General features: G+C 70.3%; 16 protein-coding genes and 1 pseudogene. 4 read left to right on the forward strand and 13 right to left on the reverse strand.

Annotated elements, in window-relative coordinates; genetic code table 11:
• Positions 1-153 precede the first annotated feature (153 nt).
• The 3 genes from ACIBIW_RS18380 to ACIBIW_RS18390 all read right to left on the reverse strand — a co-directional run bounded on the left by ACIBIW_RS18380 (position 154) and on the right by ACIBIW_RS18390 (position 3,366).
• Positions 154-1,047 (reverse strand): carbohydrate ABC transporter permease, encoded by an 894-nt coding sequence (locus ACIBIW_RS18380; protein WP_399337291.1) that lies wholly within the window; start codon positions 1,045-1,047, stop codon positions 154-156.
• Positions 1,047-1,871, reverse strand: coding sequence for a carbohydrate ABC transporter permease (locus tag ACIBIW_RS18385; protein ID WP_399337613.1), 825 nt, complete (start codon positions 1,869-1,871; stop codon positions 1,047-1,049). Before ACIBIW_RS18385 ends, ACIBIW_RS18380 begins: the two co-directional genes overlap by 1 nt.
• 172 nt (positions 1,872-2,043) lie before the next feature.
• Positions 2,044-3,366 (reverse strand): extracellular solute-binding protein, encoded by a 1,323-nt coding sequence (locus ACIBIW_RS18390; RefSeq protein ID WP_399337293.1) that lies wholly within the window; start codon positions 3,364-3,366, stop codon positions 2,044-2,046.
• Positions 3,367-3,632: 266 nt separating this feature from the next.
• Between ACIBIW_RS18390 and ACIBIW_RS18395 the strand changes: the two genes are divergently transcribed.
• Complete coding sequence (locus ACIBIW_RS18395) at positions 3,633-4,691, forward strand: LacI family DNA-binding transcriptional regulator (protein WP_399337295.1); 1,059 nt, start codon at positions 3,633-3,635, stop codon at positions 4,689-4,691.
• Here ACIBIW_RS18395 and tgmC read toward each other — a convergent pair.
• The 5 genes from tgmC to ACIBIW_RS18420 all read right to left on the reverse strand — a co-directional run bounded on the left by tgmC (position 4,678) and on the right by ACIBIW_RS18420 (position 7,963).
• On the reverse strand, positions 4,678-5,799 hold the full coding sequence (tgmC, locus tag ACIBIW_RS18400) for an ATP-grasp peptide maturase system methyltransferase (protein ID WP_399337297.1): 1,122 nt from the start codon (positions 5,797-5,799) through the stop codon (positions 4,678-4,680). The two genes, ACIBIW_RS18395 and tgmC, sit on opposite strands and share 14 nt — an antisense overlap.
• Entirely contained in the window at positions 5,796-6,749 is a 954-nt protein-coding gene (gene tgmB, locus ACIBIW_RS18405) for an ATP-grasp ribosomal peptide maturase (protein ID WP_399337299.1), read from the reverse strand. Before tgmB ends, tgmC begins: the two co-directional genes overlap by 4 nt.
• 4 nt (positions 6,750-6,753) lie before the next feature.
• Positions 6,754-7,101, reverse strand: a complete 348-nt coding sequence (tgmA, locus tag ACIBIW_RS18410; protein ID WP_399337301.1) for a putative ATP-grasp-modified RiPP — start codon at positions 7,099-7,101, stop codon at positions 6,754-6,756.
• A gap of 96 nt (positions 7,102-7,197) precedes the next feature.
• Positions 7,198-7,497, reverse strand: coding sequence for a hypothetical protein (locus ACIBIW_RS18415; protein WP_399337303.1), 300 nt, complete (start codon positions 7,495-7,497; stop codon positions 7,198-7,200).
• 49 nt (positions 7,498-7,546) lie between these two features.
• On the reverse strand, positions 7,547-7,963 hold the full coding sequence (locus ACIBIW_RS18420) for an ATP-binding protein (RefSeq protein WP_399337305.1): 417 nt from the start codon (positions 7,961-7,963) through the stop codon (positions 7,547-7,549).
• 223 nt (positions 7,964-8,186) lie between these two features.
• On the opposite strand from ACIBIW_RS18420, the gene ACIBIW_RS18425 reads away from it, so the two are divergent.
• The 3 genes and pseudogenes from ACIBIW_RS18425 to ACIBIW_RS18435 all read left to right on the forward strand — a co-directional run.
• The gene (locus ACIBIW_RS18425) at positions 8,187-9,470 is read left to right on the forward strand and encodes a helix-turn-helix transcriptional regulator (protein WP_399337615.1); all 1,284 of its coding nucleotides are present in this window, start codon (positions 8,187-8,189) and stop codon (positions 9,468-9,470) included.
• Positions 9,460-10,029, forward strand: a complete 570-nt coding sequence (locus ACIBIW_RS18430; protein WP_399337307.1) for a GNAT family N-acetyltransferase — start codon at positions 9,460-9,462, stop codon at positions 10,027-10,029. Before ACIBIW_RS18425 ends, ACIBIW_RS18430 begins: the two co-directional genes overlap by 11 nt.
• Positions 10,030-10,155: 126 nt before the next feature.
• A pseudogene (locus ACIBIW_RS18435) lies at positions 10,156-10,365 on the forward strand (substrate-binding domain-containing protein); the annotation flags it as partial.
• 19 nt (positions 10,366-10,384) lie between these two features.
• On the opposite strand, the gene ACIBIW_RS18440 reads toward ACIBIW_RS18435, so the two are convergent.
• The 5 genes from ACIBIW_RS18440 to ACIBIW_RS18460 form a co-directional block, all read right to left on the reverse strand.
• Positions 10,385-11,137 carry an ABC transporter permease gene (locus ACIBIW_RS18440; RefSeq protein ID WP_399337617.1) on the reverse strand — a complete coding sequence of 251 codons (753 nt, stop codon included), beginning with the start codon at positions 11,135-11,137 and terminating at the stop codon, positions 10,385-10,387.
• 86 nt (positions 11,138-11,223) lie between these two features.
• Complete coding sequence (locus ACIBIW_RS18445; RefSeq protein ID WP_399337310.1) at positions 11,224-12,291, reverse strand: ATP-binding cassette domain-containing protein; 1,068 nt, start codon at positions 12,289-12,291, stop codon at positions 11,224-11,226.
• 127 nt (positions 12,292-12,418) lie between these two features.
• Positions 12,419-13,261 (reverse strand): DUF4097 family beta strand repeat-containing protein, encoded by an 843-nt coding sequence (locus tag ACIBIW_RS18450; protein ID WP_399337313.1) that lies wholly within the window; start codon positions 13,259-13,261, stop codon positions 12,419-12,421.
• Positions 13,262-13,374: 113 nt separating this feature from the next.
• A complete protein-coding gene (locus ACIBIW_RS18455; protein WP_399337315.1) occupies positions 13,375-13,899 on the reverse strand; it encodes a toxin-antitoxin system HicB family antitoxin in 525 nt (174 codons plus the stop codon).
• A 293-nt stretch (positions 13,900-14,192) separates the two neighbouring features.
• Entirely contained in the window at positions 14,193-15,206 is a 1,014-nt protein-coding gene (locus ACIBIW_RS18460) for an NAD-dependent epimerase/dehydratase family protein (protein WP_399337317.1), read from the reverse strand.
• Positions 15,207-15,249: the final 43 nt, after the last annotated feature.

The raw sequence follows: 15,249 nt of genomic DNA on the forward strand, positions 1-15,249 counted from the left end.
TGCGGGAAGGTGGCCGGAGGCGGTCGCCCGCGGCGCGTCGCCAGTCGGGGCGCGGGGGGCCGCGCGACGGCGGCGGCCCGGCACCCCCGGCCCCCGCACGGGCGCGTGACACCTCCCGGGGCCCGCCGCACGCGTTCCCCGCACGGGCGCCCCTCACCTGCCGAAGCCCGCGGTCAGGCCCCGTACCAGAGAGCGGCGGCCCACCAGGTACGCGGCGAGCATCGGCAGCGTCGACAGCACCACGGCGGCGAGTATCGCCGGGACGTTCACCGTGAACTCGCCCTGGAACGTCCACAGCGCCATCGGCAGCACCCGGTTGCCCGGGCTCTGCGTGAGGATCAGCGGGAACAGGAACCCGTTCCACACGTGCAGCGCGTCATAGATGCCGACGGTGACGATCGCCGGGCGCGCCAGCGGCAGCACCAGGCTGCGCAGCATCCGCCAGTCCGTCGCCCCGTCCATCCGCATCGACTCGAAGAGTTCACCGGGGATGTCCCGGATGAAGTTGGCGAGGATCAGCACCGTGATCGGCACCGCGAAGCCGGTCGACGGCAGGATCAGCGCGAGCAGGCTGTCGTACAGGTGGGCCCGGGTGATCATGTAGTAGAGCGGGATGATCGTCGCGTGCACGGGGATCGCGAGCCCCAGCAGGAACACCGAGAACGCGCCACGCGCAAGACGGGTCCTGGAGCGCACCACCGCGTACGCGGCCATCAGCGAGAGCACCACGGTCGCCACCACCGAGGCCGCCGTGATGACCGCGCTGTTGAGGAAGTACCGGCCGAAGCCGCTGTCCAGCACCAGCGAGTAGTTCGCGAACGTCACCTTGCTCGGGAGCGCGAGCGGGTTCGTCGCGAAGAAGCCCTGCTGCGGCCGGAGGCTGGAGATCACCACGTAGTAGACGGGCACGATGATCACGGCGAGCCAGACAAGGCCGCCGAGCCCGCCCAGCACGTTGGGCCTGCGCCGCCGCGGGGAGCGCCCGGCCCGGCGGGCGCCGGGGGCGCGGCGGGGCGCGGTGGCGTCGAGCGGTGTGGTGGTGGCCATCAGAGCCCCTCCCGGTCGCTGGACATCCGGCTGAAGCCGGAGAACTTCGTCAGTACGAGGGCGAGACCGAGGCCGATCACCACGAGCAGCACCGCGAGCACGCTCGCCGCGCCCATGTCGTTCGCCTGGAAGCCGGTGAGGTACATGTCGACCGGCAGCAGCCTGGTCGCGTTGCCGGGGCCGCCCGCGGTCAGCACGAACACCACGTCGAAGTAGGTCAGCGACCCGGTCACCAGCAGCGTCGACGAGGTGATCACCGTGTTGCGCAACTGCGGCAGCGTCACGTACCAGAACTGCTCGACCGCGCCCGCCCCGTCCAGCGTCGCCGCCTCGTACAGCGACTGCGGGATCTGCCGCACGGCGGCCTGGTAGAGCAGGGTGTGGAACGGCACGAACTGCCACGCGATCACGAAGACGACCACGTAGAGCACCAGGGTGGGGTCGCCGAGCCAGTTCTGCGCGAGGGAGTGGAGCCCCGGGGCGCCGCCGATGCCGAAGTTGGGGTCGAGCAGCGCCTTGAACGCGATCGCCACCGCGGCCGAGGACAGCAGCAGCGGCACGAAGTAGAGCGCGGCGAGCACCGCGCGGTAGCGCTGGGTGCCCGCGGTGAACACCCCGAGGAGCAGGCTGACCGGGGTCTGCACCACCCACGACACCACGATGATCTTCAGCGTGAGCAGCAGCGCGTTGCCGGTGACCGGGTCGTCCAGGATCTTCGTCCAGTTGGTGAGCCCCGCCCAGCTCAGCGCGCCGAGGCCGTCCCAGCGCACGAAGCTGAGCACCACGGCGCCCGCCAGCGGCACCAGTGCGAACAGCACGAACATCGCCAGCGCGGGCAGCGCGAACAGCGCGGTGCCGCGCCCCGTCGCCCCCGAACCGGCCCCGGCCCCGCGGCCCTTGGCACCCGGCGCGGCGCCGCGGCCCGCGCCCGCGCCCATGCCCGCGCCGGAACCCGCGCCCGCCTGTGAGTAAGCCATGTCCAACTCGCCTTCGGCGTCAGAGGGTGGCGTTCATGTGGTCGGCGAACTCCTTCGGGCCGATCTGCCGGAGGAAGACCTGCTGGAGGCCGGTCAGCACCGCGTCGCCCGCCTGGGGGCTGAGCGCCTGGTCGAGCGAGAGCGAGAAGCCCGGCGCCTTCGCGGTGGCGTCGTAGACCGCCCTGAAGTAGCCGGGGTCGGGCGACGCCGCGATCTCGTCCTCGAAGCCCGCCACCGGCGGCACGTTCCCGACCGCCAACAGGTCCTTCGCATAAGCCTTGTTGAGCAGCGCGCTCGTCAGATAGGCGCGGGCGGCCGCCCGCGCCTCCTCGTCCGCGTCGGCCGACACCGACCAGTAGTTGGAGGGGTTGCCGGTGACGCTCGCCGGGTCGCCCTTGCCGCCCTCGACGGCCGGGAAGGGGAAGTAGCCCAGCTTGCCGTCCTTGATGAAGCCGGGGTCCGCCGTCTGGATGGTCTGGTACGTGGCCGGCAGGCCGAGGCTCATCGCGGCCCTGCCGGTGTACATCAGCGCGATGTCCGCGCCCGAGTCGGTGGAGATGGACGCGAAGCCCTTCACGAACCCGCCCGACTTCACGAGCTGTTGGATCATCTCGTTGGCCTGCGTGACGGCCGGGTGCGACCACGCCTTCGCCTTGCCCGCGAGGATCGCGTCCAGCACACCGGGCCCGCCGATACGGTCCATCAGATACGAGAGCCATGGCAGCAGCGGCCACTTGGCCTGCCCCGACACGGTGCACGGGGCGATGCCCGCCTTCTTGAACTTCGATACCAGCGCCGTCAGTTCGTCCCAGGTCTGCGGGGGCTTCGCGCCGACCTTCCCGAACAGCTCCTTGTTGTAGTAGACCATCACCGGCTTGACGCCGTTGTTCGGCAGCGCGTACGTCTTCCCGCCGACCCTCCCCACCGCCGCGACCGAGTCCAGGAACCGCCCCTTGAGCGCGGGGTCGGCCGCGAGGTCCGACAGGTCGGCGACCGAGCCCGCCCGCACATAGGAGGCGAGCACCCCGCCGCCCCACCCGTAGATCAGCGTGGGCGCCTGCCCGGCGCCGACGGCGGTACGGATCTTCTGCTTGTACGGGTCGTTGGCGAAGGACTGCACCGCGATCCGCTGCCCCGCGTGCCCGCTGTTCCAGGAGTCGAAGGAGCGCTCGAACGCCTTCTCGGTGACACCGCTGATGATCCAGGCCGAGGCGCTGCCGGAACCGCCGCCCGCGCCCGGGGACTTGGGGCCCGAGGTGCCGCAGCCCGCGAGCGCCGCCGAGCCCGCGAGGGCCGCCATGCCGGTGAGCACACTCCTGCGTGAGGTGGCCGAAGCCGTCATGCTGTCCGCCTCTCCGCCCCGGGCGCGGCATCGGGTCCGGGGCACGACTAGGTCCTGTCCTGCCGGTCTTCGCGGGGCCGCGACGCCCGACAGGACAGGACCTCGAAGCGGCGACGGGCCGGCGGCGCGTCCCACGCCCGCCACGCATCCCGCGTCCGCTCTCCGTCCCGCTGTGGGTTTCGGTCATCGTGCAGGCGCGCCCCGGGCGTGTCAATCGTTATCGATAACGTTATCGAAATCGTTTTAGGTGGCGGTAGCATCACACCGTGACCACAAACCGTGTGACCATCCGCGATGTCGCGGCGCGAGCCGGCGTCTCGGTGGCGACCGTCTCCAAAGTCCTCAACGAGCGGCACGGGGTGGCGGCGGGCACCCTGGAGCGGGTGCGCGCGGTCATCGAGGAGCTGGGCTACGAGTCGAGCCTGGTGGCCCGCAGCCTGCGCAACCACCGCACCCATGTCGTAGGGGTCCTGGTCTGGGCGATCGAGCCGTACAGCGCCGAACTCCTCAAGGGCTGCGCCCGCGCCATCAAGGGCACCGGATACGAACTCGTCGTCTACTCGACCGGCGGCGAGGGCGGCGGTCACATGGGCTGGGAGCGCCGCTACCTCTCCCGTCTCTCGGGCACCCTGATCGACGGCGCGGTCCTGGTCACCCCCACCGTCTCCACCGAGGAGATCGGCTCCCCCGTCGTCGCCGTCGACCCCCATGTCGGCGCCGACACCGCGCCCACCGTCGAGGCCGACAACCTGCACGGCGCCCGGCTCGCCGTCGAGCACCTCCTCGCCCTCGGGCACCGCCGCATCGGCTTCCTCGGCCGCCCCCCGCGCGACCTGGAGTCCGGGCGCCAGCGCGAGCGCGGCTACCGCGAGGCGCTGCGGGACGCCGGCATCCCCCACGACCCCGCCCTCGTACGCGCCGCCGGCTACGAGGAGAGCGAGTCCGCCGACGCCGCCCGCCACCTGCTGCAACTCCCCGACCGCCCCACCGCCGTCTTCGCCGCCAACGACGTCACCGCCATCGCCACCATCGACGTCGCCACCACCCTCGGCCTGCACGTCCCCGACGACCTCTCCGTCATCGGCTTCGACAACGTCCCCGAGTCCACCGCCACCCACCCCGCCCTCACCACCATCGAACAGCCACTCCAACTCATGGGCCAGCGCGCCGTCGAAATGCTCCTCACCCTCCTCGAAGGCCACACCCCCGACCCCCTGCGCACCCGCCTCCCCACCCGCCTCGTACCACGCGCCTCCACCGCACCACCGCCACCCTCACACTCCACGGCGGACGCGGAGGGGGCGGCGGGGCCTAGGTCCAGGTGAGGCGCTGTCCCTCGGGGCCGACCCGCAGCCGCATCCGTTCGGCAGGGGGTCGGCCGTCCGCGCGCCACCGCACGACCGCTTCCGCGATCCGGTCCCACACGTGTGCGGGGCCGCCCTGCCGGACCATCCATCGCGTGCCTTCCGGGAAGACGACCGCCCAGGAGTCGGTTTCGGCGTCGACCAGCACGTACTCCTTGCGCCCCCGACGCTCCAAGGTGAGGAACTGCGCCCGGGGCGCGGCGAACTGTGCGACGAACCGGGCGGTCCATTCGCCGAGCGCGTCAGCTCCGAGGTCGGTGGGCACGGCGTCACCCGCGTCCAGATCGGGCAACATGCCGAGCGGAGGTGCCAGATGCGAGCGAGCCAGCATGAAGGAGACCTGTCCGCCGAGGAGCGGTCCCGCCGCCGTGCCGTCGTCGGCGACCGTCAGCCGGACGAGTTCGGACGCCTGCATCCAACCGCCCACCGTGGCCAGGATCTCGCCACCGGGCCGGGTCTGCGTGATCCAGTCGTCCGGCATGGTGTGCACACCGCATGTCGCGATCACACGGTCATACGGTCTGCGGGGCCGGTGCCCTGTCAGGCCGTCTCCCACCACACGTGTAGGCCAGTAACCTGTGCTCCCCAGTGCCATGCCCGCCCGGGCGGACACCTCCGCGTCCACCTCGACCGTGGTGATGTTGTCCTCGCCCACCACGTGGCAGAGCAGCGCGGTCGAGTAGCCGGTCCCGGTCCCGATTTCCAGGACGCTCGTCTCCTGTCCCGCCCTCAGCTCTTCGAGCATCCGCACGACCAAGCCCGGCAGGGTCGACGACGACGAGGGGGCAGCGGCGATCCTGCCCTCCACCTGCTCGGGAAAAACGCTCCCGGCCACCTGTGTCACCAGGGAGTCGTTCTCGTAGATCCGCGCGAGACCTGCCTCGGAAACGCCGGTCTCGGGCCGATACCAACCACCCTCTTCGTACTCGAACCAACCCTGCGCGAGGAACACCTCACGTGGCACGGTCAACACAGCCTCGCTCCACTCAGGGCTGCGCAGCGCGCCGGAATCGACCAGACGCCGTGCGAGATCCGCGCGCAGGTGCTGCGAGGACAGGGACTCGGTCACGAGGGCGCTCCGTTCTCCAACAGGTCCGCGATCGCGCTGGTGATCGGCAGCCCCGCTGCCTCTTCGAGCCACGCCCACTGGCCGTTGGGGTTGCACTCCAGGAACCACCATGCACCCTCCGGAGTCACGGCGAAGTCGAAGGCGCCGAAGCTCAGTCCAAAGCCGGTGAGGAAGCGGACCAGCGCCCGGCGTGTGGTCTCCGGGCAGTCGACCGGTTCGTAGACCAGGCTCCGATACTCCTGGCGCCAGTCCACAGTTCCGGACGGCGCGGTGATGAGGGCGCTGAACACTCGCGCGCCGACGACGACCGCACGCACGTCCGCCACCTTGGGAACCCTCGCCTGGAACAGGTGCGCACTGTGGCTCACCGCGTGATCGATCTCGTCTGCCTCGACGGGAGCGGTCCAGATTCCGGCGGGCTCACCTTCGATGTCGTACGCGTCGGCGTGCAGGGGCTTATAGACGGTCGGCTGGTCGGCGCAGAACCTCCTGGCTTCCCTCGGCTCGTTCGTGATCAGAGTGGCGGGGACCGTGAACCCGATCCGCGTCGCCGCGTCCAACTGCGCGGGCTTGTACTCCGCACGCGCGATGGCCTGCGGATGGCTCACGTACAAACACCTCGGCAGAGCCCCCAGCACGCCCCCGAGACCGCGCCGGTTCTCCCGCGCGGCGAAACGAGCGATCTGCTGGACGCTGTTGGTCGGGTAAGCACTGGGGCGACGGTGATACAGGGCACGCACGGCGGACAGGTCGGCCGTGCGTGCCCCGACCGTGAGCCGTCCGCACCAGCCGTCCGCGGCGGTGCGCGCGGCCAGCACGGCCGCGGTGGGGAAGTCCCGCCCTGGATCGAACCGGATGACGGGCACTCGGCGGCGGCTCAGTTCCGAGATGACCAGATCAGCGGTCGCGTCCTCGTCCTGGGTGCAGACCAGCACCGGGTGTTCGGCCACGGTGCTACCCCTGGCCCTCGTCCTGCTCGGCGTCGTGACCGGAGTCGGCATCCACCGTGCCGTCCTTGCCCACCTGCGTGGGCGGGTAGGTGTTCACGCTCGTTCCATGCCTGCCGAGTTCGGCGGGCGCGGTACCCCCGTCCTCCCCGGCCCATCGACCGGTCTGCGTGACCGGGTCGAGTCCCACGTACCGCCATGGGGAGGGAGTGCCGTTGCGCAACGGAGCCATACGGCGCAGCCCCCAAGGAGCTTGGGCAACTGTCTTCACACCCGACGTACTTGTCTGCAAGATCTTCTCCTCGGTTCTTTGTGTTCCGGACGGTGCTCGTGAAGCCGAACTCGGGTCGAACACTCGGCACAGACCCGCTGATCGCTCCCTCTCAGGAATGCGCTCGAATCCAGGCGGCTAGGGCGTGTCGTTTGGATCTTCGTGGACCAGGGTGTGGCGTCAGATGCGGTGCATCGCAAGGCGGAGGATCGTCCTCGTACTGGGCGTACGTGGGCGGTCCGACAACGCGGCGAGGTGCCGTAGCTGGCGTCGCACCCCCGCGAAGATCCGAACGACACGGCCTAGTTCGCGAACTGCGGTCGCGGACACGCCACCAAGGTGCACGAAGGGACGGCCGGCCACGGGGAAGTCCCCCCGGAGCGACGGAAACCTGACCCCCGCCGCCTTGAGGGCGTCCGCCAGCTCATCGGCGGCGTGCTCACCCTCGCGCAGCGCAGCGTGATCGATCGTGTAGTCCATCCATCTCTCCCCGTGCACAAAAGGCACGGCATCTCGGCGAGGCAACCGGTCACGCACTGCTCTCGATATCCAGGTTCGCCCACACGGATTTTCCCCAGCTCTTGAGATCGGCACCCCACTCGTCGGCCAGAGCATCCACAAGCATCAGCCCACGCCCGTCGGCCTCGGCACCCGACGGATGACGGAGTCTGGGCAGTGTTCGCGACCCGTCCGTTACCGCGACCCGCACGAAACGGCCGCGGCGCGCGACAGTAACGCGGAGAGAGGGGCCTCGGGCGTGTTTCACGGCGTTGGTCACCAGTTCGGTGACGATCAAGGCACAGTCATCGACCGCGCGCCGCAACCCCCACACGCCCAACGCTGTCCGTACCAGACTGCGGGCGCGGTCGGCGCTTTGCGGCTTACGGGGCAACGTTTCTGAGTAGCCGGGGTGACCGGTGGGGCGAGGTTGTGTGCTCACGGTCATCAGGACCTCTACGTGGTGGAACGGCATGGTGTGGCCCACCCGCGCCGGGGCGGGACGGACGTCCTCCTTCCGGCCGCTCAAGCCGTCCTGGGTGTGGCGCCCGCGTTCAGTCAACGACCACCGGGTACGGAGCGTGAGGTAAAAACTGCGTTGAGTGCAAGATGGGTGACCGGAAATTTCCGAGGCGGGCGGTTCGTCCGGACCGCCTCGGATGGCTACCGTGATGTGCGTGAAGGGCAATCAAATCCTCAGGGCACGCATGATCGAATGCGGCTTCACGCAGGCGGAATTAGCGGAGGCGGTGAACGCCGACCTGCGTGCCGCCGGGTACGAGGGCACGGTCAGCGACCGCACCGTACGCAACTGGCTGACCGGAAAAACGAACTGGCCACATCCCAGGCAACGGTCGGCGTTGGAGGCGGTGTTCGGGTGCCCGATGAACGAGTTGGGCTTCACGTCCCGAAGGGAAGAGCCCTCGGGCTCAGCATCAACGAGGAGTCCAGTGCACCGCCGTTCCTTCGTCACTTCCTCGGCCGGAGCAGCTCTGACTTCCATGAGGGTTCCCGCTTACGGAGCCCCGCCACGCGTAGGACTTGGCGATATTCGACGCCTTGTCTCCAAGTTTTCGCTGGTCATCGCGAGTGACCACCGTTACGGCGGGAAGCTCACCATCGAGACCCAAGCCTCCGCACTTGCGGGAGAGGCCATCGCCCTCCAGGCACGGGGCACCGCGAGTCAGCGCCTGCGCGGGGCTCTCTACGGTTGTGCGGCCAGTTTCACGTCGAGCGCTATGTGGGCCGCCATCGATGGATGTCGCTTCGACGCCGCCCAACGTCATTTCGACCGAGCATCCAGCCTGGCAGCCATGTCCGGTGACTCGACCATTCAATTTCGCATTTGGTCCCATGCGGGGAGCCTCTATCGCCACATGGTTCGCCCAGCGGATGCCTTGGCTGCCAACGATGTAGCCAGAAACCTGCCCATCGCCCGCCGCGATTCGATGTTCGCGTCTCTCGGCCATGCGAGGCACGCAGCCATCCAAGGGCTGAACGGGGATGCGAGGGCGGTGCGTCAGGCTCTCGGCCACGCCCAGGATGCTCTCCAGCAAGCCAATATGGATGAGCAGCGGCCGGTCTGGATGACTGCTTTCTATGACCAAGCCGAACTGGAGAGCCTCGCCGTAGCCGCTTACCTCGCCTTGGGTGACTACGAGAGCGCGGAAGCGCACGGGCACCGTAGCTTGGCCTTGCTACGACCCGAAATGCATCGAACCCGAGTCATCACGACTGCTCGCGTGGCCTTGGCCCAGTTGGGACAAGGGGAATTGGAGCCCGCTGTCACCACCGCCATGTCGATTCCCGCCGAACCCACCGGGCAGCATCCTCGCGTGGCCAGCATGTTGCGCGACTTCGGGTACGCGCTGCGCTTTACAGCTCGGAACAGCTCTCACAACCGCACTTGGGACGAGTACACAAACGAGAACCGGAGGAGCCGTAATGACGATTGATGGCATCGCACTGAGCCATGCCACCAACATTGAGGCTGTATGGAGCACGCTAATCGACGTCTACTCAGAGGTACGTGCCGAACAGCTCCACCAACCTCACTACTCAGTGGAGCGCTACGCGGAACGGCTTTCGCGACACGGCACGGAACCTGGCTGGGAGGCTGTCATCGGCTTCGATGAAGACGAGCCCGTTGGCTACGCCTACGTCAATACCCTCGAACCAGAAGACCGCTGGTGGCGGCGAATGACCACCCCTCTACCCCAAGGATGCAGTGAACGTCCAACTGTGGCTCTGAAGGAGATCATGGTAAGGGTTCCATGGCGGGGTACCGGAACCGCTCGCTACATTCACGACGGACTCCTGGCCCACCGCCAGGAGGAGCAGGTGTCCCTCCTCGTGAACCCCCTGAGCGGAAACGGCAAGGTAAAAGCTCTGTACGAACGCTGGGGCTACCAGGAGATCAGCGTCCAACAGCCCTCGGCTGACGGCCCCGTACTCACCGCCATGCTCCGCGAAATCCGCCCATCGGCCCCCCGACAGGGACAGAACATCCTCTGACCCCCCGCGCGACCTGGAGTCCGGGCGCCAGCGCGAGCGCGGCTACCGCGAGACGCTGCGGGACGCCGGCATCCCCCACGACCCCGCCCTCGTACGCGCCGCTACGAGGAGAGCGAGTCCACCGCCACCCACCCCACCCTCACCACCATCGAACAGCCACTCCAACTCATGGGCCAGCGCGCCGTCGAAATGCTCCTCACCCTCCTCGAAGGCCACACCCCCGACCCCCTGCGCACCCGCCTCCCCACCCGCCTCGTACCACGCGCCTCCACCGCACCACCGCCACCCTCACACCCCACGGCGGACGCGGAGGGGGCGGCGGGGCGCGGGCGTTGACCGACCGGAGGGGCGGGGGTCACTTCGGCGGGCGGTTGAACAGGGACGTGGACCAGGCGTAGCCGAGCGCGGCCAGCGCCACGCACCAGGCGAGGGCGAGCCAGCCGTTGTGGCCGACCGGGGTGCCGAGCAGCAGTCCCCGTACGGTCTCGATGGCCGGGGTGAACGGCTGGTACTCGGCGACCGGCCTGAACCACCCCGGCATCGCGTCGACCGGCACGAAGACGCTGGACAGCAGCGGCAGGACCATCAGCGGCATGGCGTTGTTGCTCGCCGCCTCCGCGTTCGGGCTCGACAGGCCCATGCCGACCGCGACCCAGGTGAGCGCGAGGGAGACCAGCGCGAGCAGCCCGATCGCGAGCAGCCACTCCACGACGGTGGCGTCGGTGGACCTGAAGCCCATGGCGACCGCGACGGCGCCGACGAGGACCATGCTCATCACGCATTGCAGCACGCTGCCGACGACGTGTCCGACGAGCACGGAACCGCGGTGGATCGCCATCGTGCGGAAGCGGGCGACGATGCCCTCGGTCATGTCCATCGCAACGGACACCGCGCTGCCGATGGTGGTGCTGCCGATCGTCAACAGCAGGATGCCCGGGACGAGATAGGCGATGTACGCGGACCGGTCGGCGCCGCCGCCGCCGATTCCGGCGCTCATCACGTCGCCGAAGACGTAGACGAAGAGCAGGAGCAGCATCACCGGGGTGAGCAGCAGGTTCAGTGTGAGGGAGGGGTAGCGCCGCACATGCAGCAGGTTCCGGCGCAGCATGGTGGCCGAGTCGCGCACGGCGAGGGCGAAGCGGCCCCGGCGGGCCGGGGCGAGCGGGGCGGGGCCCGCGGGTGCCAGGGGGGTGCTCATCGGTTGTCCTCCTCGGACCGGCCGGCCCGCCCGGACCGGTCGGGGGTGGTGGCGCCGGTCAGGGCGAAGAACACGTCGTCGAGGTCGGGGGTGTGCACGGTCAGCTCGTCCGCCTCGACACCGGCCGCGTCCAACCAGTCGAGGATGGAGCGCAGTTCGCGCTGGCTGCCGTCGCTGGGGATACGGAGCACAAGCCCCTCGTCGTCGTCGGCTTCCGCCGCGGCGCCGGTGTGGAGGGCGGCGACGGTGTGCGCGGCGTCCGGGCCCCGCGGTGCGATGCCCTCGCGCAGGGCATGGGCGGCGTCGCGGTACGCGGCCCGGTCGGAGAAGCGCAGCCGTACGTGTCCGCCGGGGACCAGCCGCTTCAACTCCTCGGCCGTGCCCTCCGCGGCGATCCGCCCGTCGTTCAACACCGCGATGCGGTCGGCGAGTTCGTCGGCCTCGTCCAGGTACTGGGTGGTGAGGAGCACGGTGACACCGCCCGTGACGAGCCGGCGGATGATCCCCCACATGGTGCGGCGGCTGCGCGGGTCGAGGCCGGTGGTCGGCTCGTCGAGGAAGATGATCCGGGGACTGCCCACCAGGGTCATGGCGATGTCGAGGCGCCGCCGCATACCGCCCGAGTAGGAGGCGGCGGGCTTCCTGGCGGCGCCGGTGAGGTCGAAGCGCTCCAGCAGCTCGGCGGTCACCCGCCGCCCCTCGCGCCTGGGCAGATGGTGCAGGTCGGCCATGAGGAGCATGTTCTCCTCGCCGGTGATCAGCCCGTCCACGGCGGAGAACTGGCCCGTGACACCGATCGCGGCGCGCACCCCGTCGGGCGCCGCGGCGATGTCGTGCCCCGCGACCTGCGCCCGGCCGCCGTCGGCGGGGATCAGTGTGGAGAGGATCTGCACGGTGGTGGTCTTGCCCGCGCCGTTCGGCCCGAGCAGCGCGAACACGGACCCGGCGGGGATACGCAGGTCGATGCCGTCGAGCACGCTCTTGTCGCCGTACGCCTTGCGCAGTCCGACGGCGGAGACGGCGGGGGGCGCGTTTTTGGATGTGGACATGACAGGGGAAGGCATGTGGGTCTCCCGGTCGGGGGGCTGGGTGGGTGTGTGCGGGGGAGGCCGCGCGGAGGGGTGGCGGAGGTGGGTGGCCCCGGAGGGCGTGGGGTGGTGGTGCGGGTTGGATGGCCCCCGGGGCGGGGGGTCAGGCTCGGGCGCGGCGGACGTCGATGTTGCCGAAGCGGGTGCGGGCGCGTACCCGTACAGTCTCCTCGGCCTTCCCCGGCGTCTCGGCGGTGGCGAGGGTGTTGCGCACCTGCCCGGCGCCCGAACTGGCGTCGAGCCAGGCGGCGGTGCCCTCGCGTACCCCGATCTCGATGGCGCCATAGGCGGTTTGCAGCTCGGCGGTGCCGCGGACCAACTCGCCCACGCGCAGGGCGCCGTGGGCGGTGGTGGCGGTCACCGAGCCCTCGGCGCGGCTGATGTCGATGTCGCCGTTGGCGCCGCTCACCCGCAGCTCTCCCGTGACGGCGCCGACGGTGGTGGTGCCGTGCGAGTTCTTCAGGACGGCGGAGCCGTCGACGAAGCCGACGCGCATGCTGCCCGAGCTTGTGGTGATCTCGGCGGCGCCCTCGACCCCGTCGACGGTGATCGAGCCGTTGGACGCGGCGAGGCGGAGCGGGCCCGTGGTGTCGAGCCGTACGTCGCCCGTGGAGGTCTTGACGCGGACCTCGCCGAGCCGCCCCTCGCCGAGCACCTGGGTCCAGGAGCCGGTGACGTCGATCCCCGAGCCGGTGGGCAGCGCCACGGTCACGTCGACGACGCCGGTGCGCCAGAACAGCGCCGACTTGGGGGTCCCGATGGTCAGGACGCCACCGGCGAAGCCGACCTCGGTCTGCTCGGCGGTCCGCACGTCCGCGTCCTTCTTCGGGTCGCGGGGCAGCACCTCGACGACGGTGTCGGCGCGGTCGTCCGCGGTGAACTGCAACGAGCCCGCGGCGACACGCGCCGTGACCATGATCGCTTCGGGGGTGTCGAAAGAAGGCATGACCGTACCGTCCTCATGGGTCTCTGGGGCGTCCTCGCAGGTGGGACGTGGTGTGGGTGGAGTGGCGTGGCGTGGGTGGAGTGCGGCGGGTGGAGTGGTGCGGGTGGTGCGGGCTAGCGCACCCAGCCCGTGAAGCTCTGTCCTACGGAGCGGGACTTCTCCGTCGTGCGCGGGCGGCTGCCGCCATCGACCACGGACGACACGGCGCGTACCAGCCAGGCGTTGACCGAGAGGCCCTCGCGGCTCGCGGCCTCCTCGGCGCGCGCCTTGAGGTGGGCGGGCAGCCGGAGGTTGACGCGGGCGGTGCCGCCCTCGTCGGCGTCGGCGGGGGCCTGGGCGGCGGGCGGTTCTGCCGCCTCGACGGGCGCCGGAAGCCCGCCGCGGTCGCCTTCGCCGGGCGGCGGTGTCACGACGAAGTCGGGGTCGAGGCCGCGCAGCCGTACGTCGACGGAGCCGGGGGCCAGCTCGCGGGTGATCTCGTCCATCGCGGCGGAGAGCACACCGAGCATGGTCAGCCGGGTCGCCGACTCCAGCGGAGCGGTGAGCCGCTCGGCCAGCTCGCGGGCTTCGTCGCCCCCGGCCTCGGCGGCCACCGCGAGTTCCCGGCGGAGGGTGTCGACATACGGGGTGAGGTCCATAACGCCATCATGGCACCACTATGGCGCCACGTGCAACCCATTATGACACCGCACCGGGGCCACGTATCCCCAGATCACCCTTGACCTGCGGAAACCCGGGGACACCACCCCGCACATCCATGACGCCAAGCCTTCCCACGCCCCCTCGTAAAGCCGTAATGGCACCACATGGCGCCACGCGACGCCGGATCAGCGCCAAGCGGTGCCACGTGATGCCATGTGATGCCATGCGGCGCCATGCGGCGCCGGGTGGCGCCGGGTGGCGCCGGGCGGGGTCCCGGGGTGGTGCGGGGTCACCGCGCGGCGAGTATGGCGCGTGCGGTGTCGAGAAGCGTCTCCTCCACGGCCCGGGTCCGCCAGCCCAGCAACTCTTCCACCCTGGAGGCGTCGACGCGGGGCCGCCGGCCGATGCTGGCGGCCATGAACGCCATCGCCGGGTTGAAGCGCCCGGCGAGCCGCACGAGCGCGTCGGGCATCCGGCGGGTACGCACCTTCGACGCCTCGTCGCCGAGCCGCTCGCGCAGCAGCAGCGCGATGTCACGCAGCCAGAGGAAGTCGCCCCCGGCGATCAGCCGCTGCCCAGCGGCACCGGGCTCGGCGAGGGCGTCGACATGCAGGTCCGCGATGTCCCGTACGTCGACGATCAGCCCGCCGAGGTTCGGGAGCGCGGGCATCTTGCCGAGGAGCATCAGCCTGACAAGCTCCGCCGAGGAGCCGACGGCATCGGCCTCCACCGCCGGACCCATGACGAGCCCCGGCAGGATCGTCGCGAGGGACCAGCGGCCCGCGGCCTCCCTCCGCCAGGCGTCGCGCTCGGAGAGCGTCTTCGAGCGCGCGTAGGTGTCGCCGACGCTGTCGGAGGGGTTCGCCCAGGTCTCGCCGTCGACGACCCGGTCGCCGTGCCCGGTCGTGGCGGCGGCCAGCGACGAGGTCATGACGATCCGTTCCACCCCGGCCTTCTCCGCGGCCGTGAACACATGGCGGACGCCGGTGCGCGCGGTGTCGACGATGTCCTGGGTGGTGTCGTTCGCCACCGGCGACGCGACATGGACCAGGTCGTCGACCCCGTCGAAGGCCGCGCCCCACCCGTCCTCCTTCAGCAGGTCGGCCGCGACGAGGGTGAGCGCGTCCACCGGGGCGTGCTCGGCTATGGAGCCGGTGAGCCGTTCCCCGCGGCCGAGATCGCGGACGGTGGCGCGAACTCGATACCCGCGAGCCAGCAGCCGTGCGACGACCCAGCCTCCCACGTAGCCTGTGGCGCCCGTCACAAGAACCGTGCGGTCGGGGGCATGTTCCTCGGAACCCATCGTCAGTCTCCTCAGCGCGTTCGTGATGACATGCCGTGGCGTC

Source organism: Streptomyces sp. NPDC050560 (assembly GCF_044457285.1).
Lineage (GTDB): Bacteria > Actinomycetota > Actinomycetes > Streptomycetales > Streptomycetaceae > Streptomyces.

What these genes read in the sequence shown, in the direction of transcription:
- ACIBIW_RS18430 (WP_399337307.1), top strand. Translation starts at nt 9,460, where the DNA reads ATGACGATTGATGGCATCGCACTGAGCCATGCCACCAACATTGAGGCT.
- ACIBIW_RS18460 (WP_399337317.1), bottom strand. Translation starts at nt 15,206, where the DNA reads ATGGGTTCCGAGGAACATGCCCCCGACCGCACGGTTCTTGTGACGGGC.
- ACIBIW_RS18455 (WP_399337315.1), bottom strand. Translation starts at nt 13,899, where the DNA reads ATGGACCTCACCCCGTATGTCGACACCCTCCGCCGGGAACTCGCGGTG.
- ACIBIW_RS18425 (WP_399337615.1), top strand. Translation starts at nt 8,187, where the DNA reads ATGTGCGTGAAGGGCAATCAAATCCTCAGGGCACGCATGATCGAATGC.
- ACIBIW_RS18440 (WP_399337617.1), bottom strand. Translation starts at nt 11,137, where the DNA reads ATGCTGCGCCGGAACCTGCTGCATGTGCGGCGCTACCCCTCCCTCACA.
- ACIBIW_RS18390 (WP_399337293.1), bottom strand. Translation starts at nt 3,366, where the DNA reads ATGACGGCTTCGGCCACCTCACGCAGGAGTGTGCTCACCGGCATGGCG.
- ACIBIW_RS18385 (WP_399337613.1), bottom strand. Translation starts at nt 1,871, where the DNA reads ATGTTCGTGCTGTTCGCACTGGTGCCGCTGGCGGGCGCCGTGGTGCTC.
- ACIBIW_RS18380 (WP_399337291.1), bottom strand. Translation starts at nt 1,047, where the DNA reads ATGGCCACCACCACACCGCTCGACGCCACCGCGCCCCGCCGCGCCCCC.
- ACIBIW_RS18415 (WP_399337303.1), bottom strand. Translation starts at nt 7,497, where the DNA reads ATGGACTACACGATCGATCACGCTGCGCTGCGCGAGGGTGAGCACGCC.
- ACIBIW_RS18445 (WP_399337310.1), bottom strand. Translation starts at nt 12,291, where the DNA reads ATGCCTTCCCCTGTCATGTCCACATCCAAAAACGCGCCCCCCGCCGTC.
- ACIBIW_RS18450 (WP_399337313.1), bottom strand. Translation starts at nt 13,261, where the DNA reads ATGCCTTCTTTCGACACCCCCGAAGCGATCATGGTCACGGCGCGTGTC.
- ACIBIW_RS18420 (WP_399337305.1), bottom strand. Translation starts at nt 7,963, where the DNA reads ATGACCGTGAGCACACAACCTCGCCCCACCGGTCACCCCGGCTACTCA.